The sequence below is a fragment of the Bacillus sp. LL01 genome, assembly GCF_001037965.1.
This window is the reverse complement of the sequence record NZ_LFEL01000001.1, coordinates 1257564-1280138: the sequence shown is the minus strand read 5'-3', so window position 1 is coordinate 1280138 and position 22575 is coordinate 1257564. Positions and strand designations below refer to the sequence as shown.

General features: G+C 41.3%; 24 protein-coding genes. 18 read left to right on the top strand and 6 right to left on the bottom strand.

Annotation, left to right across the window (positions count from 1 at the left end; translation table 11 throughout):
• Positions 1–12: 12 nt before the first annotated feature.
• The 5 genes from AB685_RS06470 to dnaA form a co-directional block, all read right to left on the bottom strand.
• Entirely contained in the window at positions 13–261 is a 249-nt protein-coding gene (locus AB685_RS06470; RefSeq protein ID WP_047969643.1) for an extracellular matrix/biofilm biosynthesis regulator RemA family protein, read from the bottom strand.
• Positions 262–272: 11 nt separating this feature from the next.
• Positions 273–1394 (bottom strand): DNA replication/repair protein RecF, encoded by a 1122-nt coding sequence (gene recF / locus AB685_RS06465; protein WP_047969642.1) that lies wholly within the window; start codon positions 1392–1394, stop codon positions 273–275.
• A 17-nt stretch (positions 1395–1411) separates the two neighbouring features.
• Positions 1412–1624: a S4 domain-containing protein YaaA gene (gene yaaA, locus AB685_RS06460; RefSeq protein ID WP_047969641.1), complete on the bottom strand. Its 213-nt coding sequence runs from the start codon at positions 1622–1624 to the stop codon at positions 1412–1414.
• Positions 1625–1889: 265 nt separating this feature from the next.
• Positions 1890–3026 carry a DNA polymerase III subunit beta gene (dnaN, locus tag AB685_RS06455; protein WP_047969640.1) on the bottom strand — a complete coding sequence of 379 codons (1137 nt, stop codon included), beginning with the start codon at positions 3024–3026 and terminating at the stop codon, positions 1890–1892.
• Between the two features lie 184 nt (positions 3027–3210).
• Positions 3211–4557: a chromosomal replication initiator protein DnaA gene (gene dnaA / locus AB685_RS06450; RefSeq protein WP_047969789.1), complete on the bottom strand. Its 1347-nt coding sequence runs from the start codon at positions 4555–4557 to the stop codon at positions 3211–3213.
• Positions 4558–5352: 795 nt separating this feature from the next.
• On the opposite strand from dnaA, the gene rpmH reads away from it, so the two are divergent.
• The 11 genes from rpmH to AB685_RS06395 all read left to right on the top strand — a co-directional run bounded on the left by rpmH (position 5353) and on the right by AB685_RS06395 (position 16362).
• A complete protein-coding gene (gene rpmH, locus AB685_RS06445) occupies positions 5353–5487 on the top strand; it encodes a 50S ribosomal protein L34 (RefSeq protein ID WP_010197888.1) in 135 nt (44 codons plus the stop codon).
• 128 nt (positions 5488–5615) lie between these two features.
• Positions 5616–5954 (top strand): ribonuclease P protein component, encoded by a 339-nt coding sequence (rnpA, locus tag AB685_RS06440; RefSeq protein ID WP_047969639.1) that lies wholly within the window; start codon positions 5616–5618, stop codon positions 5952–5954.
• 143 nt (positions 5955–6097) lie between these two features.
• Positions 6098–6880: a YidC family membrane integrase SpoIIIJ gene (spoIIIJ, locus tag AB685_RS06435; protein ID WP_047969638.1), complete on the top strand. Its 783-nt coding sequence runs from the start codon at positions 6098–6100 to the stop codon at positions 6878–6880.
• Positions 6877–7515 (top strand): RNA-binding cell elongation regulator Jag/EloR, encoded by a 639-nt coding sequence (jag, locus tag AB685_RS06430; protein WP_047969637.1) that lies wholly within the window; start codon positions 6877–6879, stop codon positions 7513–7515. Before spoIIIJ ends, jag begins: the two co-directional genes overlap by 4 nt.
• 532 nt (positions 7516–8047) lie before the next feature.
• The gene (mnmE, locus tag AB685_RS06425; protein ID WP_047969636.1) at positions 8048–9436 is read left to right on the top strand and encodes a tRNA uridine-5-carboxymethylaminomethyl(34) synthesis GTPase MnmE; all 1389 of its coding nucleotides are present in this window, start codon (positions 8048–8050) and stop codon (positions 9434–9436) included.
• Positions 9437–9496: 60 nt separating this feature from the next.
• Positions 9497–11386, top strand: a complete 1890-nt coding sequence (mnmG, locus tag AB685_RS06420; protein WP_047969635.1) for a tRNA uridine-5-carboxymethylaminomethyl(34) synthesis enzyme MnmG — start codon at positions 9497–9499, stop codon at positions 11384–11386.
• A 27-nt stretch (positions 11387–11413) separates the two neighbouring features.
• A complete protein-coding gene (rsmG, locus tag AB685_RS06415; protein ID WP_047969634.1) occupies positions 11414–12130 on the top strand; it encodes a 16S rRNA (guanine(527)-N(7))-methyltransferase RsmG in 717 nt (238 codons plus the stop codon).
• A 246-nt stretch (positions 12131–12376) separates the two neighbouring features.
• Positions 12377–13222: a nucleoid occlusion protein gene (noc, locus tag AB685_RS06410; protein WP_047969633.1), complete on the top strand. Its 846-nt coding sequence runs from the start codon at positions 12377–12379 to the stop codon at positions 13220–13222.
• Positions 13223–13741: 519 nt separating this feature from the next.
• Complete coding sequence (locus tag AB685_RS06405) at positions 13742–14503, top strand: AAA family ATPase (protein ID WP_047969632.1); 762 nt, start codon at positions 13742–13744, stop codon at positions 14501–14503.
• Entirely contained in the window at positions 14496–15347 is an 852-nt protein-coding gene (locus AB685_RS06400) for a ParB/RepB/Spo0J family partition protein (protein ID WP_047969631.1), read from the top strand. The genes AB685_RS06405 and AB685_RS06400 overlap by 8 nt, the downstream gene beginning before the upstream one ends.
• A gap of 307 nt (positions 15348–15654) precedes the next feature.
• Entirely contained in the window at positions 15655–16362 is a 708-nt protein-coding gene (locus tag AB685_RS06395; RefSeq protein WP_047969630.1) for a DUF554 domain-containing protein, read from the top strand.
• Between the two features lie 66 nt (positions 16363–16428).
• Here the strand turns inward: AB685_RS06395 and yyaC are convergent, their stop codons facing one another.
• The gene (gene yyaC, locus AB685_RS06390) at positions 16429–17064 is read right to left on the bottom strand and encodes a spore protease YyaC (RefSeq protein WP_047969629.1); all 636 of its coding nucleotides are present in this window, start codon (positions 17062–17064) and stop codon (positions 16429–16431) included.
• Positions 17065–17163: 99 nt separating this feature from the next.
• Here yyaC and AB685_RS06385 point away from each other — a divergent pair, with 99 nt between their 5' ends.
• The 7 genes from AB685_RS06385 to rpsR all read left to right on the top strand — a co-directional run bounded on the left by AB685_RS06385 (position 17164) and on the right by rpsR (position 22510).
• Entirely contained in the window at positions 17164–18180 is a 1017-nt protein-coding gene (locus AB685_RS06385; RefSeq protein WP_047969628.1) for a membrane protein, read from the top strand.
• Positions 18181–18268: 88 nt separating this feature from the next.
• The gene (locus tag AB685_RS06380; RefSeq protein ID WP_047969627.1) at positions 18269–19153 is read left to right on the top strand and encodes a mechanosensitive ion channel family protein; all 885 of its coding nucleotides are present in this window, start codon (positions 18269–18271) and stop codon (positions 19151–19153) included.
• 61 nt (positions 19154–19214) lie between these two features.
• Positions 19215–19424, top strand: a complete 210-nt coding sequence (locus tag AB685_RS06375; RefSeq protein ID WP_047969626.1) for a DUF951 domain-containing protein — start codon at positions 19215–19217, stop codon at positions 19422–19424.
• A gap of 504 nt (positions 19425–19928) precedes the next feature.
• On the top strand, positions 19929–21029 hold the full coding sequence (ychF, locus tag AB685_RS06370; RefSeq protein ID WP_047969625.1) for a redox-regulated ATPase YchF: 1101 nt from the start codon (positions 19929–19931) through the stop codon (positions 21027–21029).
• Positions 21030–21335: 306 nt separating this feature from the next.
• Positions 21336–21626, top strand: coding sequence for a 30S ribosomal protein S6 (gene rpsF / locus AB685_RS06365; protein ID WP_047969624.1), 291 nt, complete (start codon positions 21336–21338; stop codon positions 21624–21626).
• 45 nt (positions 21627–21671) lie between these two features.
• Complete coding sequence (ssb, locus tag AB685_RS06360) at positions 21672–22199, top strand: single-stranded DNA-binding protein (protein WP_047969623.1); 528 nt, start codon at positions 21672–21674, stop codon at positions 22197–22199.
• A gap of 71 nt (positions 22200–22270) precedes the next feature.
• On the top strand, positions 22271–22510 hold the full coding sequence (gene rpsR, locus AB685_RS06355) for a 30S ribosomal protein S18 (RefSeq protein WP_047969622.1): 240 nt from the start codon (positions 22271–22273) through the stop codon (positions 22508–22510).
• The last annotated feature ends 65 nt before the right edge of the window (positions 22511–22575 follow it).

The window sequence follows — 22575 nt, the reverse complement described above, 5'->3', positions numbered from 1 at the left end:
TTACTAATCAATCTAATAGAGCAATTCCTCAATCGAGGTGTCCATTCTTTTTTTCAAGGTTGTCGAGGCCAAAGGCGAGAGGTAAATATTCTCTTCGGTAATCACAATTGATTTAACATCATGCTTACTGATGTTTTTGATGGATTTGCTTGCAACATCCGGAAGGGTGTTTTTCCAATCGGACTGAAGCAGTCTGCGATCTAATATCGCGATTATATTCGATGCACGCACCATCACTTCTTCTCCAATATGCAAGTACATAACCTTTCACCTCAATTTCGCTTCTTAATTGAACCGGAAACAACCTCATATGTAGCTGCTTGCTTCAAGGTTTGATGGTCTATTCCATCTACACTTGTTGTGGTAACGAATGTTTGAACTTTTCCTTGTATTGTGTTCAACAGATGGGATTGTCTATAATCATCCAGTTCGGACAATACATCGTCCAATAGCAAAATAGGATATTCACCGACCACCGAGTGGATTAGATCTATTTCTGCAAGCTTTAGTGAGAGTGCAGTTGTGCGTTGTTGTCCTTGGGATCCGAATGTTTGGACGTCTTTACCGTTCACCTGAAAGAGCAAGTCATCACGATGGGGTCCCAATAGTGTAACGCCTCTTTCAATTTCTCTATCTTTTATTTTATCAAACTTTTCGTTATATGCTTCTATCATTTTCGACAAGTTTGTTGTTTCTGATACATAATCTATAGATGGTTTGTAGATAATGGTTAATTCTTCCAAACCTCTGCTGATGCTTTTATGAATCGGCTGTGCCCAGCTTTGCAATAATCGGACAAACTCTTGTCTTTTATCCGTGACGCTCGCGGCAAGCTCGATTAGTTGTTCCGTGAGGACGAACAGCATGGTCTCATCTTTTTGTTTTCTCGACTGCAATTGCTTTAAATAATGATTCCGTTGCTGCAGCACCTTTAGATACCTGGAGAGGTCATGCATATACCTTGGTGATACCTGTCCGAGCTCCATATCTATAAAACGGCGTCTCACCTGAGGACTACCCTTCACAAGTGTCAGATCCTCAGGTGCAAACATGACGATATTCATATTTCCAATATACTGACTTAATTTGGTTTGTTCAATATGATTGATTTTTGCTTTTTTCCCTTTTTTACTAATGACAAGCTGCAAAGGCAACTCTCCATTACGTTTATGAATCCTACCTTCTATTTTACCATATTCTTCGTCCCATCTGATAAGATCTTTATCATTGGATGTCCGGTGTGATTTTGCCATTGCCAATACATAGATGGATTCCATCACATTTGTCTTTCCTTGAGCATTTTCCCCTAAGATGACATTCACACCGTTTTCAAATTCGGCATGCAGGCTTTCATAATTGCGATAGTGTCTTAGTTTCAGTTCTTCAATATACAATCCGTATCACCAACTCATTAGGAAACAACAACATAGCTTCCATGACCGTCTATTTCAATTACATCCTGCACTTTCAGTTTTCTTCCTCTTCTATCTTCGAGCTCTCCGTTCACTTTCACTTCATATTCCTGAAGAAACCATTTTGCCATCCCGCCTGACTGGATTATATCTGCTAGTTTCAAGAATTGCCCGAGAGTTATCATTTCTGTTGAAATTTGAATTTCTTTCATTTTTTCGCGCTCGCTTTCTTTTTAAGGGTTTGTGTGAAATCCCACGATTTTTTTTAACATTCCCTTATTGTCTATTTCCTATTGTACTAGAACTTCTCCATATAGAAAAGAAAGCCACCAGGAATGATCGCTAGTAGCTTTCTTCTTTATGTTATTTAGTCGCTTAGAAATTCTAAAATTAGCATGCAAGCAACCTTGTATAGCCAGGAAAAGAACACGACAGCAAGGAATATAACGATTTGTTTATAAATGCGAAAACAGCCTATTAGTAAGTTCTCACAGGCAGTATAAGTTGCAACATGGAATCGTCATGCAAGGTTTTGATGACAAATGGTCGCATGGCACCAGTGAAGTTAATAAGAATCTCGTTCCCTTCAAGAGCCTTTAGAGCATCCATCATGTACTTGGCACTGAAAGATATTTTCAGCTCTTCTCCCTCAATGGAGTTGCTTTGGACCTGCTCAACCACTTTTCCGACTTCCGGTGAATTGGAGGAAACCTCGAGTGTATCGGCTTCAAGTGTAGCAAGTTTCACTACATTGTTTCGTCCCTCTCTTGCCAAAAGACTCGCACGATCAATGGCTTGAAGAAATTCTTTCGTCGTTACCGTAATGTCTGTTTTACTTTCTGCTGGAATCAATCGGGAAGTATCCGGATAGTTTCCATCCAGGAGACGAGAAAAGAATAGAATGTTTTTCGCTTTAAATAATACTTGGTTTTCTGTCACGACAATGTCTAGCAACTCACTTGTATCATCTAGAATTTTATTCAATTCATTTAAGCTCTTGCCTGGAATGACGACATTGCAAGATATGTCGTTCTCCGCCTCTACTTTCGCTTTGCGTAAAGCAAGTCGATGGCTATCTGTTGCAATACAGATGAGTTCGTGGTTTTCAAGCTTCCAGTTTACACCTGTCAAGATAGGGCGTGTTTCTGAGGTGGACACTGCAAATACAGTTTGTCGAATAATATTTTTCAGCAAGTCTGTTGGAACACGGAATGCATTTTGTTCTTCAATTTGAGGAAGATGTGGATACTCCGCAGCATCCTGGCCATTCAAGTTGAACTCCGATTTACCAGAACGGATTGTCGTCACGTATTGGCTTTGTACTTCGATTTCCACTGTATCCATTGGAAGTTTTTTAATGATTTCACTGAAAAAGCGGGCTTGCAATACTATACTACCTGCTGCTTTTACTTCGACATATTCTGATCCTTCTTCTTCACATGGAATGAAAGATTCAATCGAAATATCGGAGTCACTACCTGTCAAGGTCACCCCTTCTTCTGTAGCAACAATTTTTATTCCAGTTAGAATCGGTATCGTTGTTCGGGAAGAGACGGCTTTCAGTACATCTTGAACGCTTTGAACCAGCTTGTCGCGTTGGATAATAAATTTCATCGTAATCCTCCTTATATGGCAGGTCTTTTTATATATTTTTATTAATAAAAACTAGTAGAAGTACTAGTAGGGGCTGTGATTATGTGGATAAGTCCTTTTTCTGTATCAGGGAGTAGATATCCACATGTGCATAAACTGTGCTTAACATTGCACCACTTATACACAGTTTCCACTATTGCTGTTTTTAACTTTTAAGCGTATCTGCGATTGCTTGTATCTGTTTTTGCATAGTTGTATCTGTTTTTACAAGATTTGAGATCTTTTCATGGGCATGAATAACCGTCGTATGGTCACGTCCTCCGAATTCCTCTCCTATCTTAGGAAGGGAGAAGTCGGTAAGCTCTCTAGATAAGTACATGGCAATCTGACGAGGAAATGCGACAGATTTGGTTCGCTTCTTTGCTTTAAAATCCTCTAATTTCACATTATACTCTTCTCCAACAGTTCGTTGGATGTCAAGAATGGTTACCACTCTTGGCTTGGAGCTTGGAATGATATCCTTCAATGCTTCTGCTGCGAGATCTGCATTGATATCCTTGTTGATTAGGGAAGAATAGGCTACTACACGAATTAATGCCCCTTCCAACTCACGGATATTGGAATCGATCTGATTGGCGATATACAGCATCACTTCGTTAGGAATATCCAGTCCTTCAGCTTTAGCCTTTTTGCGTAGAATGGCAATCCTCGTCTCCAGGTCAGGTGGTGTGATATCCGTAATTAGCCCCCATTCAAAGCGGGATCGAAGGCGATCTTCCAGTGTCGGGATTTCCTTTGGTGGACGATCACTGGAGATGACAATCTGTTTGCTTTCCTCGTGCAATGTATTAAATGTATGGAAAAATTCCTCTTGCGTCTGTTCTTTTCCGGCAAGGAACTGAATATCATCAATAAGCAGTACATCGACACTTCGATATTTATTGCGGAAATCTACTGCCTTGTTGTCCCGGATGGAATTAATGAATTCATTGGTAAATTTTTCAGATGATAAATAGACCACTTTTGCTGCAGGGTTATGCTCAATTACATAATGGCCGATCGCATGCATTAAGTGGGTTTTTCCAAGTCCTACCCCCCCGTAGATAAATAAAGGGTTATAAGCTTTGGCAGGAGCTTCTGCTACTGCTAAGGAGGCTGCATGGGCAAATCTGTTTCCAGAACCGATGACGAAAGTGTCGAATGTATATTTTGGATTCAACATATTTTGCGGTATTTCTATGGAATCATCGTCTTTTCTCACTTTTGCAGGCGGTGTTTTTATTTCTAAGTCTTCATCCGCTTGGTTTTGAGGAATAATAAATTTGATAGTCAGCTCTTCCCCTGTAATATCGGAAATGGTTTCTGCGATTAGATTGGAATACCTGGACTCAAGCCAGTCGCGAGCAAAATCATTAGGTGCGGTGATCACCAGGTTATCTCCTTTTAGAGAATGAGCTTTCGTACTCTTCAACCATGTTTCGTAGCTTGGTTTACTTATTTTTTTCTCTATCTGACTTAATGCTTTGACCCATAAATCGGAAATGTTTTTCAACATGAATCCCCCTTTCGTTTCTTTATTTAGGCTCTTTATGAAGTCTCTTTATTTTTGTAGTAGTAACAGAAAATACGTGAAAAGCCTTGTTCAAATAGAAAAAGGTGCTTATCTGTACAAGTTTTGTTCAACAAACACTCTGCTAGAAAAACACCTGATGTATGTTTATTCATCCATATACTCTGTAAAACATATAATATAGTAGAAAAGTAGTTTTCGACAAAAATCCGCACCTGTGGACAAATACTTACACACACCTCAGGATAACTATCCACATGTTATCCACAGTCTGTGGAAAACTATTTTCGGTCAAATATTTATTAAGAGTGAAAACACAATAATAATATCAAAAAAAACCATGTGTTGCAATTGCTTTTTAACATTATCCACAATCACCACAAATTGTGGAGAAAAGTTTTCCACAACACAAGATACTGTGTAAACCTTGTCGATAAGTGTTGTGGATGACGAAAAATAGCGAAAAAAGTTATTCACAGGTTTAAAAAAGTTGGATGCATAAAGGGGGTCAGACCCCTATTTTTTTGTTGTAAGTTTTTACTATATAAAAAGAAAGGGTTGCTTTGTGGAGCCGGGGAATTTATACTTACATTTGGGAAGTTGACATTCCGATGGTATATTCTCTATAATTAGTAAGACTGTCTGTAAAGAAATTTTATATTATAGGAAAGCAAGACTTTCCAGTGGTGTTGAAAAACGGCTTATAAATGTCTATCGATCATATAGAGGTGTTTTTCCACTTAGATTTTGAAGTATCCTCAGGGAGGTGTCATAGTAATGAAAAGAACGTTTCAACCAAATAATCGTAAACGTAGTAAAGTACACGGTTTCCGTGAGCGCATGAGTTCTGCAAATGGACGTAAAGTTCTTGCACGTCGTCGTCGCAAAGGAAGAAAAGTATTATCAGCATAAGGCCACTGACTGTCAGTGGTCTTTTTTACTATTTCGGGCCTATTTTGGTTATTTTTTCGCGAGAATTGAGAAAGAATGGGGAGATAGGTCTGAACCAACTGGATTAGCGTAAGGCAGGAGGAGACACATTGAGGAAAGAACAAAGAATCAAAAAAAATAAAGAGTTCCAACATGTGTTCCAAAAAGGAAAATCGATGGCCAATCGGCAATTTGTAATCTATGCTGTGCAGAAGGTGGACCAGCCGGTATTTCGGATTGGTCTGTCTGTTAGCAAGAAAATTGGAAACGCTGTAACAAGGAATCGAATCAAGCGGCTAGTCAGGCAAGCAATCCATGAAATGAGGGAGCAACTGCCAGATGGAGTCGATATTGTCGTGATTGCTCGAAAACCGGCAGCAGACATGTCTTTTGAAGAAGTGAAGAAAAGCCTTCATCATGTAATCAGGAAGCTTCCGAAACTTTCTTAGAAGCACGGAACAAAAGAGCCTGTTTGAAAAAAGAGTAACATGATAAAATGTGTTGGAAGTGTGACATATATTCAATTTGTCAGATAAAAATGATAGGATGTAAAAGGAATCATTTTTTTTGTGCAAAAAGGAGGAAAAAGAGGTTGAAAAATCGAATATGGCTACTGACGGCCCTTATTGGACTTGTAGTCTTACTATCAGGCTGTACAGAAATAAACCAGCCGATCACTAATGAGAGCGAAGGCTTCTGGAACGAGTATGTGGTCTATCCGCTGTCTTGGTTAATTACTTATTTTGCTACACTACTGAACAATGACTACGGCTTATCTATTATTATTGTAACGTTATTAATCCGATTTGCTATCTTACCGTTAATGATCAAACAAACGAAGAATGCAAAGGCGATGCAAGCCTTACAACCGGAAATGAAAGCACTTCGTGAAAAATATAGCTCCAAAGATCAGAAAACACAACAAAAACTGCAACAAGAAACAATGGGTCTTTTCCAAAAGCATGGTGTCAACCCGCTTGCTGGATGTTTCCCATTATTGGTTCAGATGCCGATTTTAATTGGATTTTTCCATGCGATTACTCGTACGACGGAAATTGCCAACCATAATTTCATGTGGTTTGACTTGGGAGATCCGGATCCATACTTTATCCTGCCTGTCGTTGCTGGTATCACAACATTCATTCAGCAAAAAATCATGATGGCTGGAATGGATAACAATCCGCAGATGGTGATGATGCTTTGGATCATGCCGATCATGATCGTGGTATTTGCGATCAACTTCCCGGCAGCACTTTCCTTGTACTGGGTAGTGGGGAACCTGTTTATGATTGTTCAAACTTACTTTATTAAAGGACCGGAGCTGAGAAAAGCGAAAGAAACAGCTACTGGAACTGCAGGAGGAACAAAAAAGTGAAAGAAATAACTGCAACTGGTCCAACAGTCGAGGAAGCTGTCCAATCTGCTTTAGCTCAACTTAATACATCAAAAGACCGTGCAGAAATTACTATCGTTGACAAAGGCAAGAAAGGTCTCTTCGGATTGTTTGGCTCTAAACCTAGTGTTGTCACTGTCAAATTGAAGCATGACCCAATCGAAGAATCAACGAATTTCCTGAAAAAAGTCCTTACTGAAATGAATATTGTCGCAGAACTAGATGTGAAGGTGGAAGGAAGAAACATTTTCATCAGCATCAGTGGCGAAAAGACCGCATTAATCATTGGAAAAAGAGGACAAACCCTCAATTCCCTGCAATATTTAACACAAATTGTCGCAAACCGCTTCTCCAATCAATATCTTTCTGTCGTCATTGATGCAGAAGGATACCGGGAGAAACGTCGGGAAACATTAGAGCAGCTGGCGGAGCGCCTTGCGCAAAAAGCGTTGAAAACAAATCAAGACGTACATCTCGAACCGATGCCTTCATTTGAACGGAAGGTGATGCATTCGATTATCTCTGCCTATTCGGAAGTCGAAACCTACTCGGTAGGAAAAGAACCGAATCGTTCCCTGGTGATTACAACCAAAAAGAATAAAGTCGCTAAAAGATAAATTCTTTTAAACGGCGGACCCTAAAGTACAAAAGGGTCCGCCGTTTTTTATTTTGAAATTTTAACCACCCCGGAAGATTAGAGTGCAAGGTGTTCGACTCCAGCGGGAGGTAGCGGTAGCTTGAGACCCCGCACCGAAGGGAGGAGGCTCAAGCATCGCCCCGCGGAAAGCGAACTCCTGGAACGGAAATCGGAAGGAGTGAAGTAGGTTTCCAGAATAGTTTTTTTCTGCTGCTTGAAATCTGTTCCGTTTTAATAGCTATTTATTAGGAAATGCTGAAGAAAAAAGTGTGCGAGATTTGTTTATTGTTATTCACATGTGGATAAGTTAAAATTGTTTTAGCGGAATTTTGATTCGGGAAATTTTTGTGGATAACTGTCGAAGAGGAATGCTTTAAAAGAAGAAAAAATTATGCTAACCTTAGTAGGTTAAAGGACGATTATTTCCATTGATTATAGATGAGGCAGTTTTTGCAATAAAAGTCATGTACAAATCTGCCTGAAAAAAATGAAAAAGAAATGAGGTGAATGATATGTATGAGTTTGATACGATAGCAGCTATTTCGACTCCGATGGGAGAAGGGGCGATTGCCATTGTCCGCCTGAGTGGGGAAGAAGCGTTCCAGATCATTGATGAAATTTTTGTCACTCCATCTTCTAAGAAAATGAAGGACGTTGCGTCTCATACCATTCACTACGGCCATATTGTAGATCCAAAAACGGAAAAAACAATTGAAGAAGTAATGGTATCGGTCATGAGAGGGCCGAAAACTTTTACTCGGGAAGATGTTGTAGAAATAAACTGTCATGGCGGACTGGTTTCCGTTAATAAATTACTTCAGCTTGTATTAAGCAGGGGAGCGAGACTTGCTGAACCGGGCGAATTCACCAAGCGTGCCTTTTTGAACGGACGAATTGATCTTTCCCAGGCGGAAGCAGTGATGGACCTGATTCGCGCCAAGACGGACCGTGCCATGAATGTTGCCCTAGGTCAGATGGAAGGCCGGTTATCCAAGCTTATCCAAAAACTCCGCCAGGAAATCTTGGAGACGTTGGCACATGTTGAAGTGAACATCGACTATCCGGAATATGATGATGTGGAAGAAATGACCCATAGAATGCTGCTTGAAAAGTCCACATATGTAAAAGAAGAACTGGAAAAGCTGTTACAAACTTCCCAACAGGGTAAGATATTAAGAGAAGGTCTATCTACGGTAATTATCGGTAGGCCGAATGTAGGGAAATCATCCCTGCTTAATAGTCTTGTTCATGAAAATAAGGCCATTGTTACAGACATTCCCGGTACAACTCGGGATGTAATTGAAGAGTATGTCAGTGTTCGAGGTGTTCCTTTGCGATTGGTGGATACGGCAGGAATCCGTGAAACGGAAGATATTGTTGAACGCATTGGGGTGGAAAGGTCACGTGAGGTCTTGAAAAAAGCCGACTTGATCTTGCTTGTTCTGAACAATAACGATGAATTCACTGATGAGGACAAGCAATTGTTTGAAGCGGTGAGTGGGATGGATGTCATCGTCATCGTCAACAAAACAGACTTGCCAACCAGAATAAATCTCGCGGAAGTAACGGAGCTTGCAAACAGGCATACCGTCATCTCCACTTCATTGAAAGAGGAACAAGGGATTGACGAACTCGAGGATGCGATCTCGTCTATGTTCTTCCAAGGAGACTTGGAAAGTGGTGACATGACCTATGTCTCTAACTCTCGCCATATCGGTCTGATTACACAAGCCCAACAAGCACTAGAAGATGCCATTGAAGGTATGGAAAGTGGCGTGCCAATAGATATAGTACAAATAGATTTAACAAGAACGTGGGAGATACTCGGTGAGATCATCGGGGATGCAGTTAATGAAAGCTTGATTGATCAGCTTTTCTCACAATTTTGCTTAGGTAAATAGAACGAGAACGGCTATTTTCGTAAATTTGAGAAAAGAGCCAATAGAATAGGAGGGAACACCATGGAATATCATGCAGGTTCCTATGATGTAATAGTGATTGGCGCCGGTCATGCGGGAGTAGAAGCAGGACTGGCAGCAGCTCGTCAGGGAGCAAAAACTCTAATGGTCACCATCAATCTGGACATGGTTGCCTTTATGCCATGTAATCCATCTGTCGGCGGCCCCGCTAAAGGAATCGTTGTGCGTGAGATTGACGCACTTGGTGGAGAGATGGGAAGAAATATTGACAAAACACATATCCAGATGCGCATGTTGAATACAGGTAAAGGTCCTGCTGTTCGTGCTTTGCGTGCCCAAGCAGATAAGTTCCTTTATCAGCATGAAATGAAAAAAACAATTGAAAATGAAGAAAATATTACGCTCCTACAAGGCATGGTGGAAAAGCTGATTGTAGAGGACGGGGTATGTAAAGGTGTCATCACACAGACAGGTGCGATCTATGAATCTAAGACTGTGGTCATCACTACAGGGACATTCCTTCGCGGAAAAATTATACTGGGAGAACTTCAATATTTAAGTGGACCGAATAATCAGCAGCCTTCCATTACTCTTTCTGAGCATTTGGAAGAATTAGGGTTTGATTTGGTTCGTTTTAAAACCGGAACACCTCCTCGTGTTAACAGTGCATCCATCGACTATAGTAAGACGGAAATACAACCAGGTGATGATGTGCCGCGGGCGTTCTCTTATGAAACGACGGAATATATTACTGATCAGCTTCCATGCTGGCTGACATATACAAGTGCTGAAACACACCAGCTAATAGATGACAATCTGCACCGTTCCCCTATGTATTCCGGAATGATCAAAGGGACGGGCCCAAGGTATTGCCCGTCTATTGAGGATAAGGTGGTTCGATTCAACGACAAGCCACGCCACCAGATCTTTTTGGAGCCGGAGGGAAGAAATACGCAAGAGGTCTACGTGCAGGGATTATCCACGAGTCTTCCTGAAGATATACAGCGTAAAATACTTTCCACTATCCCTGGACTTGAAAATGTCCGTATGATGAGAGCGGGCTATGCTATTGAATATGACTCCATCGTACCGACTCAACTTTGGCCTACATTAGAAACGAAGCGGGTGCAGAATCTGTACACGGCAGGTCAAATTAATGGGACCTCAGGTTATGAAGAGGCTGCCGGGCAAGGAATCATGGCTGGAATCAATGCAGGCCGCCGTGCCCTTGGGAGAGAGGATCTTATCCTCAGCCGTTCAGATGCCTATATCGGGGTATTGATCGATGACCTTGTCACCAAAGGCACAAATGAACCATACCGCCTGTTGACATCCCGTGCGGAATACCGCCTGTTGCTCCGGCACGATAATGCGGACTTGCGCCTGACGGAAATCGGCCATGAAATCGGTCTGATTTCTCCTGAACGCTATGAGCGGTTTACAGCGAAAAAACAAGAAATCGAAATGGAAAGAGAGCGACTTCAATCCATCATCATAAAACCGAACGAACAGGTCCAATCCATCATAAGAGAAGCTGGCGGAAGCGAACTGAAAGATGGGATCAGAGCAGCCGATCTTCTAAAGCGTCCTGAAATGAACTATGAACACATTCACCGGATGGTACCGGCGGATAAAGACATTTCACCTGATGTTGCGGAACAAGTGGAAATCCAAGTGAAATATGAAGGATATATCCAAAAGTCGCTTCAACAGGTCGACCGTCTGAAGAAAATGGAGAATAAAAAGATTCCGGAAAACATTGATTATGATGATATTCACGGACTTGCCAACGAAGCGAGGCAAAAACTGAAAGAGGTGTGTCCTCTCTCTGTTGCTCAGGCTTCCCGTATTTCAGGGGTGAACCCTGCGGACGTGTCCATTTTACTTGTATATTTGGAACAAGGTCGTATAGCAAGAGTATCCAACGAGTAAATCCTAGGACAGAAAGGATACGAGCACATGAATAAAGAACAATTTATTTCCCTGTTGGAGGAGAAGGGGATCACCCTTTCTCCTCAACAACTTTCTCAATTCGATACATACTACAGGCTGCTGGTGGAATGGAATGAAAAGATGAACCTTACTGCCATCACAGATGAAGAAGAGGTCTATCTCAAACATTTCTATGATTCCATCACTGCATCGTTCTATGTAGATCTCAATCAGGAACTATCCCTGTGTGATGTTGGGGCGGGTGCCGGCTTTCCGAGTATCCCTCTTAAAATATGTTTTCCGAATCTAAAAGTCACAATTGTAGATTCGCTCAATAAGCGCATCACATTCTTACAGAATCTTGCAAGCGAATTAGGGTTGAATAATGTCCACTTTGTACATGACAGGGCAGAGACGTTCGGAAAAAATGCGGACTATCGCGAGAAATTCGACCTCGTAACAGCTAGAGCGGTGGCACGTTTATCCGTATTAAGTGAATTATGTCTTCCATTGGTCAAGGAAGGCGGAAAATTTGTCCCGATGAAAGCTGCAGCAGCAAGTGAAGAGCTGGAAAAAGGAAAAAAAGCTCTTCAAATTCTAGGTGGGAAGCTGGAAGAAGTGCATTCTTTTTCACTACCGTTAGAGGAAAGTGAAAGGAATATCCTCATCATCAATAAAATTAAGCCTACACCTAAGAAATACCCTCGTAAACCGGGTACACCGAATAAACAACCATTAGAATAGGCAAGTTCTTTTCCTATGTGTGTTAAGCCTGTAGCTAAAAAGTTGTTCGCTATCTCCGTATGGAGCATATCGCCTGCCGCTACAGTCAATCCAGTGGTGAAAAGTATAGAAGTAATGAGAAAAATGCAACAAACTTTGCAAAGCAAGGGATGTTTCATGTGAAACATTTTGATCGGAAAAACAGGACTTATTAGCGTATAGAGCGAATTACGTTAATAGGGATTCTATCCATAAGGTGGTGGAACTATGAAGTCTCCGTTCTCTCGTTTTTTTGGAATTGGCGAAAAAGAAGAACAGGAAATAGTAGAAAAAACTGATCATGATAAAATAATGCAGGTAGCTGTTAAGGACATTGTTCCCAATAGATACCAACCACGTACCGTTTTTGTAGATGAAAGAATTGAAGAGTTATCTTTGACCATCAGGACACATGGTATCATCCAGCCAATTGTCGTTCGTCAATTTGATGAAGGCAAATTCGAAATCATTGCTGGTGAACGTCGTTGGAGAGCTGTGCAAAAGCTTGGTTGGGACACTATTCCAGCCATTGTGAAGGAATTCAATGATGCAGAAACAGCCTCTGTGGCTCTTATTGAAAATCTTCAACGTGAAGAATTATCCGCTATTGAGGAAGCAATCGCTTATTCCAAACTGTTGGAATTGCATAGCTTGACACAGGAAGCGCTGGCCCAACGATTAGGGAAAGGTCAATCCACGGTAGCCAATAAGCTGCGTCTGTTGAAGTTGCCTTCTGAAATACAGGATGCCCTCCTCCAAAAGAAGATAACGGAGCGTCATGCACGTGCACTTATCCCGTTGAAACAACCGGAAAAACAAGTAGCCGTGCTTGCTGAAATTCTTGAAAAGCAATTGAATGTAAAACAGACAGAGGAACGTGTAGTGAAAATGCTCGAATCCTCCAATCCAAAGCCTAAACCTAAACGTAAAGCGTTCAGTAAGGACATGCGTATTGCCATGAACACAATCCGCCAGTCCCTTACCATGGTTAACGACAGTGGCATCAAATTTGATTCACAGGAAGAAGAAACCGAGGAATACTTCCAATTCACTATTCGAATTCCAAAAAAATAATTGAAAGGGTCTGGTCTCTCCGTCATCTGACATGTCAAATCTTGTAGCCTATTAAACTATCACTGTGGCCAAGCTTGTGAATGATCGGAGTTTCCAAGCCCTTTTTTTCATTTGGCTCTTTTCTCAAAGATTGTTGCTATTCATAGTAAAAAGTCGGCAATTGGACTTTTTATTGCTTACATACTCTAAGTTTGACATGCGGTCTATCCCGTATAGCCAGGAAAAGAGCACGATAGCAAGGTAATAACGGTTGATTTATAAATACGAAAAAGAAACAAGTTTACGAGTACAGCCTTTTTTATTTCCCGAGAAACATTCTTCGACAATATCCTCACTCTTGAACGAAATCAACAGCTGTGTTTAACAGAACCACCATTTAACAAACATAGCGGCAGGAGATACACGCTGAATGTACCCCGAATATTAATTCTCAAAAACAAGTTAACTTTCTGTAAATTCATGATAAAATAAATGAGAAACGAATAAAAAGTATGTTCTTTTCTGAAGGCAGGTGACAGCATGGGCAGAATTGTTGCTATTGCTAACCAAAAAGGTGGAGTTGGAAAAACGACTACATCTGTTAATTTAGGCGCTTGTTTAGCCTATATTGGTAAAAGAGTGCTTCTAGTAGATGTGGACCCACAAGGAAATGCCACTAGTGGTGTGGGTATTGAAAAAGCAGAAGTCAATCAGTGTATTTATGATATTTTAGTAGAAGATGTAGAAGCAAGAAAGGCGATTCTTCCAACAAAGGTCGAGAACCTTTCCATCATCCCTGCGACCATACAGCTGGCTGGTGCTGAAATTGAGCTGGTTCCTACCATTTCAAGAGAAGTGCGATTAAAGAGAGCTTTAGATGATGTGAAACATCTATATGATTACATAATCATTGATTGTCCTCCTTCATTAGGTTTACTCACCATCAACGCTCTGACAGCTTCTGATGCCGTTGTGATTCCTGTGCAATGTGAATACTACGCACTGGAAGGATTAAGTCAGTTATTGAATACAGTTCGATTAGTACAAAAGCATTTGAATAAAGAACTGATGATTGACGGAGTACTGTTAACGATGCTTGATGCCAGAACAAATCTTGGCATTCAGGTAATAGAAGAAGTTAAAAAATATTTTCAAGATAAAGTGTACCGGACCATTATTCCTCGCAATGTTCGTTTGAGTGAAGCGCCAAGCCATGGAGAACCTATTATCATTTATGATCCGAAGTCACGTGGAGCGGAAGTTTACTTAGATTTAGCAAAGGAAGTGGTCACGCATGGGTAAAGGATTAGGTAAAGGTATTAATGCTCTTTTCCCTTCCATAGAAGCTTCCAAGGAAGAAGCCGTACAAGAAATTGCTATTAAAGAGATTCGCCCCAACCCATATCAGCCACGTAAATATTTTGAAGAGGATGCAATACAAGAATTGAAGGAATCCATCCTTCAGCATGGAATCCTTCAGCCGATTATTGTACGCAGAAGTATAAAAGGCTATGAGATTGTGGTGGGAGAACGTCGGTATCGAGCTGCAAAAGAAGCGAAACTGACAAAAGTTCCCGTAGTTGTCCGTTCTCTAACGGAACAGCAAATGATGGAACTTGCTCTCCTTGAGAATTTACAGCGCGAAGATCTTACTCCAATTGAAGAAGCAGCGGCATATCAATCACTTATGGCCAAACTCGAGCTTACACAAGAACAGTTGGCAAGCAGGCTCGGAAAAAGCAGGCCGCATATCGCCAACCATATCCGTCTATTATCTCTTCCTAAATCCGTACAGGATCTGATGAACGACGGCAAGCTTTCCATGGGGCACGGCCGGGCACTGTTAGGCCTGAAAAGAAAAGATAAATTGAAAGTGGTCATTGAGAAAGTTTTACAAGAACATTTGAATGTTCGCCAGTTGGAACAGTTGATTCAACAGTTGAATGAGAATGTTCCACGTGAAACGAAAAAAGACCCGGAGGAAAAGGATATATTCCTTCAGGATCACGAGTCCTTTTTACGAGAACGCTTTGGTACATCAGTGTTTATCAAACGTTCAAAGAACAAGGGGAAAATAGAAATTGAGTTCTTCTCTGATGATGATCTGAATAGATTACTGGAATTATTGGCCCAATCAGAAGAATGAAAAAGCAGACCACTTTGCGGTGGTTTGCTTTTTTGGATGGCTCTTTTCTCAAAGATTGTTGCTATTCACTTGTAAAAAGTCGGTAATTGGACTTTTTACTGCATATAGACTCTAAGAGAGCATAAAACCTATCCGGATAGCGAGGAAAAGAGCACGATTGCAAGAGATATAACGGTTGGTTTAAAAGTACGAAAAAGCAACATTTACAAAACAGCTTTTTGGATAGGACAGTGATATTTTACGGCGGTCTCCTCGGGTCTCGTACCGGGTGCGGGCACATGACATAAAAAAGAAATGGGGCTTTGAAGTGGTTTTACTAGGAACCATAGTAAACGGAATATGTATTGTTCTGGGAACTTTAATTGGAAAGCTGTTCACTAGAATTCCAGAAAATACGAAAGAAACGGTAATGAAAGTCATCGGTCTTGCGGTATTTCTTCTTGGGACGCAAATGGGCTTTAAAAGTAATGAATTTTTGATTGTCATTATCAGTCTGGTTGTAGGAGCTGTAATTGGTGAGTGGATTGATCTTGATAGGAAATTGAACAATGTGGGTAATTGGCTTGAGCGTAAATTGGGGTCTAACCAACAGGGCTCCGTATCAAAGGGGTTTGTAACGGCAACACTCATCTTTGTTATCGGAGCAATGGCGGTTGTCGGTTCCTTAGATAGTGGATTGAGAGGGGATCATCAAGTCCTTTATACCAAATCGATTATAGATGGATTTACAAGCATTGTGCTTGCAACGACTTTAGGTATCGGTGTCTTGTTCTCCGCTATTCCGGTCATGATTTATCAAGGAAGCATTGCTCTCTTTGCTACACAAATAGATCTATTTGTTCCACCAGCTTTACTTGAGTTGTTCATCTTTGAGATTACAGCTACCGGCGGAATCATGATTATGGCAATTGGGCTGAATATTATTGGCGTCACCGCTATCCGAGTAGCCAATCTGCTTCCAGGGATCCTTGTGGCAGCAGGTCTGGTGCTCATTCAGTACTTCTTTCTTCTATAAGAAAGGTTTTGTGCATAATTAGGTTTAACAAGATCGGCTGATATATGGTCGATCTTGTTTTTTTGTCTATTCCTGGGCTTGAATAAACGGAGGCTCCTGGTCTCTCACGGCAGAAGCGAGAAAATCCTTCCTTTCAATGGATCTATCGAGTTCCTGTATGGAATTTGCCACCACTGTCGCCATTTTCATCACCAAGCTGAGTCTTGTATTTTGTAACACAAAAAACTCCATAAAACCACTCACGTTCACAATCCCTGTAATATGAATGTCTCCAACAGGAGGCAAGTCTTTTTTGACACCAGCCCCAGGCATGACAGGTCCTTCAGCTATGGTAAGTTGACCGACACTTTTTAATCTGCCAAGACATGCGTCGATAGCGATGATAAACGGGGTCAAATGCTTCTTTTGGATATACATAAGTTTTTCTTCCAGGTTGACGGCATGAATAGGATCATCGAGTGTGCCATATACATGAATATGATCAAGCTTTTTATCAAATAATTTTGTTCCGACGAGTGGTCCCAGAGAATCTCCTGTTGAACGATCTGTGCCAATACAAACAATGACAATGGGACGGTACACTAGGCTTGAAGGAAGGTTGGATTGTAAAGTTAATGCCAACTCTTTATAGGCATCTACCTCATCGTGAGCAATACGAATATTGCCTCCTCTCTTCTCGAAAAAATTAGATTTAAGATTCATAGGTTCCACTCCTTCTTAATAGTAGTAACAGTATACGACTATTGATGGGAAACTATACGTCCACTTTTTTATTTTTGGATACTCAGGAGGTTACAAGTTATGTGGAAAAGCGGGTTTCGCTGGATGTTTTTGATATTGGGAACTGTGATTGGTGCAGGGTATGCATCTGGCCGTGAGCTTTGGCAATTTTTCGGCTCAGAAAGCGGACTGGCTATTCTTTTATTTACCCTTTTCTTTATCATTTCTTGCTATGTGATCCTTCATATCAGTCGTAAAGAGCAATCGGAGCACTTTTCTCCGGTCCTTCAAATACTGGTCGGAGTAAAAGTTTCCTATTTATATAATATTGTAATGGTTGTTTACTTATTTACTACCACCGTTGTGATGTTGGCAGGTGGTGGAGCGGCACTTCAGGTTTTTTCCATTCCTTATTGGGGCGGCATAGCCATCATCTGCAGCTTATTAGTTCTATTATTTGTCTTTGATGTCAATGGAATGGTTACCCTAAATGTAGTTATTATTCCTGTCATCGTGTTGACGCTCGCAATTGTCATGGTCCAAGCCGTACTGAACGATACGGAAATGGTCACCACCTCTTTGATGAAGCAAAGCAACTGGCCAGCAGGATTCACCTTTACGTCATTGAATATCCTTCCGCTTGTTGCAGTTCTATCGGCTATTGGGAAAAAGGTGAAAAGCAAAGGGGAAATTATGGTTGCAAGTGTTGGAAGTGGGGCTATTTTAGGAGTTATCTCGCTTTTTTATAACCAAACACTCATGTCGGTACAAAACAAACTGTCACTTTTCGAAATTCCTTTATTTGCCATCATACAAAGCTACCCATTCTATATGTTCTTTTTAATGACGATCCTGCTTTGGGTGGCCATTTACACCACTGCTGCATCTGGACTGCTTGGACTTGTCACAAGGTTTCGAAATGCTGTACCAATCCCACTTTGGACCATGTGCCTACTGTTCATTCTCATGATGGTTCCTTTTACCGCTGTAGGTTTTTCTGTCCTAGTAGCAATACTTTACCCACTATTCGGCCTTATCAATCTCTATCTGCTAGTTTGTATTCTGCTTTATCCAATAAGAAATCGTGAAAATTGGTGAGGATTATTCTGTTTTTATGTTTTAGTAAAATAGTAATTTCTTGGAGAATCTAATGCTAATCTAACGAAAGTACAAAGGTAGGATGAATATGGACTGGATCAACCGCGTGCTCATACAAATGAAAACCTCATTAACAAATGAAGTTCTATGGCTCGCCATAGGGGAAGGGTTGCTTAGGATTATCCTTATTGTTCTGGTCGCGGGGATTGTGATCAAAATTGGAAAAACCCTAATCCGGAATTTTGTGAAACTGAGGGAAAAGGGTCCCATCCGCATATCGGAAAGAAGAGAAAACACTTTGTTGAAACTTCTTCAAAACGTAATGACGTATGTGGTTTATTTTATTGCCTTCATCATGATTCTGGATATCGTTCATATTGATGTCAGGGCGCTGTTGGCAGGAGCAGGTATTGTCGGTCTAGCAGTTGGTTTTGGTGCTCAGAACCTTGTCAGGGACATTATTACTGGTTTTTTCATTATTTTCGAGGATCAATTTTCTGTAGGGGACTATATCAGAACCGGTACTTTTGAAGGTTATGTGGAGGAAATTGGACTGCGCACCACGAAAATAAAAAGTTGGACAGGGGAATTGCATATATTGCCCAATGGCAGTATTGTAGAATTAACGAATTTTTCGATTCATAACAGTGTAGCGGTGGTAGATGTAAGCATTGCGTATGAAGGAAAAATAGATGAAGCGGAACAAGTGATTCAGGAGTTGCTTGCTGAACTGCCGTCAAGATACGCGGAGATGACAGAACCGCCCGAGCTGTTAGGCATACAAACGTTAGGTAACTCAGAAGTCGTACTCAGGATCATCTGTGAGACCTTGCCAATGAAGCATTGGTATATCGGACGTTCCATCAGGAAGGAAGTTAAAAACCGCCTAGATGAAGCGGGTATTGAAATTCCGTTTCCACGACTTGTACTATATAACCGGGAGCCAAAGGAAGAAGGGCGAGCGTTCGAGTAATTTCTTAGCAGAAAGTTCCTTCTGCATAAACAATAGTGTCCGTTGTAGGGAGTGAAGAAGGATGACAGATAAGGTATTTGGATTAAATGACGTGGTCGAGATGAAAAAGGCACACCCATGCGGAACGAACCGCTGGAAGGTGGTCCGTATGGGGATGGATATCCGCATCAAGTGCGAAGGTTGCGACCATACCGTAATGATGCCACGTAAAGAGTTTACCAGAAAAATAAAGAAAATATTGGTTAGAAGTGAAGAAGAAGAGCTGTCTTGAGAAGGGCAGTTTTTTATTTTATTAGGCTGTTTTCACAAGGCTCTTTTCTCAAAGATTGTTGCTATTCGCCAGTAAAAAGGCGGCAATTGGACTTTTTACTGCTTATCTACTCTAAAACAGGCATGCGAGATATCCTGTACACCTAAGAAAAGAGCGCGACAGCAAGGAATATAACGGTTGGTTGATAAATACGAAAAAACAACAAAGTTTACGAAAACAGCCTTTCGCAAAGTCCTTTCTTTTAAAACGCTATAGAAACGAGTGGATTGGAGCGGAGGGCACTCACTCCGGCGGGAGGTAGAGGGAAACGGGAGACCCCGCAGGCTTGCCGAGGAGGCTTCCGGTCCTCCCCGCGGAAAGCGAGTGCCCGCAGCGAAAAGGAACCGATCCACCTGTAATCCAAAAACTACAATCCCAATTTAAATAAACTTGTCTTTTCCTCCCATTCTATCTATAATTGTGGGAGGTTTAAATATGTGTTAACGGAAGTTAGGAGTGGATGAAATGGCTTTAACAGCAGGTATCGTTGGTCTTCCAAATGTAGGGAAATCAACGCTTTTTAATGCAATTACACAGGCGGGGGCAGAGTCTGCCAACTACCCGTTCTGTACTATAGATCCGAATGTGGGTATCGTGGATGTTCCAGATGAGCGTCTGCAAAAATTAACAGAGCTTGTTAAACCAAAGAAGACGGTTCCGACTCATTTTGAGTTTACCGATATTGCCGGTATCGTAAAGGGTGCGAGTAAAGGTGAGGGCCTTGGAAACAAGTTCCTATCCCATATCCGTCAGGTGGATGCTATCTGTCACGTGGTTCGTTGTTTTGTAGATGACAACATCACCCACGTTTCCGGTGGAGTGAACCCGATTGAGGATATCGAGACAATCAATCTTGAGCTTATATTAGCTGACCTGGAGTCTGTGGACAAGCGTCTTGAGCGTGTAACTAAATTAGCGAAACAAAAAGACAAGGAAGCGGTTTATGAACATGAAGTGCTTGTAAAAGTAAAAGAAGCGCTTGAAAATGAGCTGCCAGCTCGTACCGTGGAAGTGACCGACGAGCAGGTGAAATACCTGAAAGGCATGCATCTATTGACGAGCAAGCCGGTTCTTTATGTAGCAAATGTAGGAGAAGATGATGTAGCCGACACTTCAGATAATGAGTTTGTGAAGCAAGTACGTGAATTTGCTGTAAAAGATAACGCAGAGGTAATTACTGTTTGTGCGAAAATCGAGTCCGAGATTGTGGAACTGGATGCAGACGAAAAAGCGATGTTCCTTGAAGAACTTGGAATTGAAGAATCCGGCCTGGATCAACTAATTCGTGCAGCATACAATCTACTTGGCTTGGCAACTTACTTTACCGCCGGTGTACAGGAGGTTCGTGCATGGACTTTCCGTACAGGCATGAAAGCTCCACAATGTGCGGGAGTCATCCATACTGACTTCGAACGCGGATTCATCCGTGCGGAAACAGTATCCTATGAAGATTTACTTGCAGCAGGCACTCATACAGCTGCAAAAGAAGCAGGTAAAGTCCGCCTAGAAGGAAAAGAGTATATCGTAAAAGACGGGGATGTCATCCATTTCCGATTTAATGTATAAAATTGTTCCAAGAGAGTGGGATTTCCCTCTCTTTTTTTGTTTTTTGGCAAGTTCATGCCGAAATGAGGTATGTTGATACCAAAATGCCTCGAGTTCGTGCCAAAATCATGCGAGTTCATGCCAAAACACCCCAAGTTCATGCCAAATCCAAATCGGACTCTCTTAAAACTAATCAAAAGCTATCAATAGGACATGTTGCAAAAAAACGGCGTCTCTGGTATAATCTTAATTTGTGAGTAATGATTATTTATAATTGATTGCTCCTTGCCCACCAAGGGCCGTTTAGACCAAAAGGAGGTGACTGTGATGAACAAGTACGAAATCATGTATATCATCCGTCCAAACATTGAGGAAGACGCTAAAAAAGCGCTTGTAGAACGTTTTAATACGATTCTAACTGATAATGGTGCAGAACTTACTGACTCAAAAGAGTGGGGGAAACGCCGTTTAGCTTACGAAATCAATGATTTCCGTGACGGTTACTATATGTTAGTAAACGTGGCTACAGAGCCAGCTGCAGTTCAAGAATTTGATCGTCTAGCTAAAATCAGCGAAGACATCATCCGTCATATTGTCGTTAAAAAAGAAGTTAAATAATAGTTGTCCTCTTTATGGACGTCGTCTCAAGGAGGAGTGGTTCTGATGTTAAATCGCGTAGTACTGGTAGGTCGCTTAACGAAAGACCCTGAATTGCGCTATACCCCAAGTGGAGTGGCGGTTGCTACTTTTACATTGGCAGTCAATCGTACGTTCCAGAATCAGCAAGGCGAACGCGAAGCTGACTTCATTAACTGTGTTGTCTGGAGAAAACAAGCTGAAAACGCAGCAAACTTTCTGAAAAAAGGAAGCTTGGCTGGTGTAGATGGCAGAATGCAGACACGTAATTATGAAGGCCAAGATGGAAAACGTGTGTACGTAACGGAAGTAGTGGCAGAAGGTGTTCAGTTCTTAGAACCTAAGGGATCCGGTGGTTCAGGAAATGCAAATGCATCTCGTCCTAATTCAAATCAAAATCAAGGCTATGGTTCATCACCTAACTTTGGGTATGATCAGAACCAACAACGTAGCAATAACAACAATAACAACCAAGGTTATACTCGTGTTGATGACGACCCATTTAAGAATGATGGCCAACCAATTGATATATCCGATGACGATTTACCGTTCTAATTTTAGAAGGAATCGTTTTATAAAAAAGGCTGTATAAGCCAAAAAATCTAAAAAAGAATGAGGTGAATAAAATGGCAGGAGGACGCAGAGGTGGACGTAACAAACGTCGTAAAGTTTGTTATTTCACAGCTAACGGTATCACTCACATCGACTACAAAGAAATCGATGTACTAAAAAAGTTCGTTTCTGAGCGTGGTAAAATTTTACCTCGTCGTGTTACAGGAACTAGCGCTAAATACCAACGTAAATTAACGATTGCGATCAAACGCGCTCGTCAAATGGCATTACTACCATATGTATCTGGTGAGTAATAACCAGCTGAAAAATAAAAGGAAGGCAGTGAGAGAATATCTTACTGCCTTCCTTTTTGCTAGGC

Excerpts from the sequence above, each read along its gene's own strand:
- AB685_RS06470 (WP_047969643.1), bottom strand. The coding sequence starts at position 261 with ATGTACTTGCATATTGGAGAAGAAGTGATGGTGCGTGCATCGAATATA.
- yaaA (WP_047969641.1), bottom strand. The coding sequence starts at position 1,624 with ATGAAAGAAATTCAAATTTCAACAGAAATGATAACTCTCGGGCAATTC.
- dnaN (WP_047969640.1), bottom strand. The coding sequence starts at position 3,026 with ATGAAATTTATTATCCAACGCGACAAGCTGGTTCAAAGCGTTCAAGAT.
- rpmH (WP_010197888.1), top strand. The coding sequence starts at position 5,353 with ATGAAAAGAACGTTTCAACCAAATAATCGTAAACGTAGTAAAGTACAC.
- mnmE (WP_047969636.1), top strand. The coding sequence starts at position 8,048 with ATGTATGAGTTTGATACGATAGCAGCTATTTCGACTCCGATGGGAGAA.
- mnmG (WP_047969635.1), top strand. The coding sequence starts at position 9,497 with ATGGAATATCATGCAGGTTCCTATGATGTAATAGTGATTGGCGCCGGT.
- rsmG (WP_047969634.1), top strand. The coding sequence starts at position 11,414 with ATGAATAAAGAACAATTTATTTCCCTGTTGGAGGAGAAGGGGATCACC.
- noc (WP_047969633.1), top strand. The coding sequence starts at position 12,377 with ATGAAGTCTCCGTTCTCTCGTTTTTTTGGAATTGGCGAAAAAGAAGAA.
- AB685_RS06405 (WP_047969632.1), top strand. The coding sequence starts at position 13,742 with ATGGGCAGAATTGTTGCTATTGCTAACCAAAAAGGTGGAGTTGGAAAA.
- AB685_RS06400 (WP_047969631.1), top strand. The coding sequence starts at position 14,496 with ATGGGTAAAGGATTAGGTAAAGGTATTAATGCTCTTTTCCCTTCCATA.
- yyaC (WP_047969629.1), bottom strand. The coding sequence starts at position 17,064 with ATGAATCTTAAATCTAATTTTTTCGAGAAGAGAGGAGGCAATATTCGT.
- AB685_RS06385 (WP_047969628.1), top strand. The coding sequence starts at position 17,164 with ATGTGGAAAAGCGGGTTTCGCTGGATGTTTTTGATATTGGGAACTGTG.
- AB685_RS06380 (WP_047969627.1), top strand. The coding sequence starts at position 18,269 with ATGGACTGGATCAACCGCGTGCTCATACAAATGAAAACCTCATTAACA.
- AB685_RS06375 (WP_047969626.1), top strand. The coding sequence starts at position 19,215 with ATGACAGATAAGGTATTTGGATTAAATGACGTGGTCGAGATGAAAAAG.
- ychF (WP_047969625.1), top strand. The coding sequence starts at position 19,929 with ATGGCTTTAACAGCAGGTATCGTTGGTCTTCCAAATGTAGGGAAATCA.
- rpsF (WP_047969624.1), top strand. The coding sequence starts at position 21,336 with ATGAACAAGTACGAAATCATGTATATCATCCGTCCAAACATTGAGGAA.
- ssb (WP_047969623.1), top strand. The coding sequence starts at position 21,672 with ATGTTAAATCGCGTAGTACTGGTAGGTCGCTTAACGAAAGACCCTGAA.
- rpsR (WP_047969622.1), top strand. The coding sequence starts at position 22,271 with ATGGCAGGAGGACGCAGAGGTGGACGTAACAAACGTCGTAAAGTTTGT.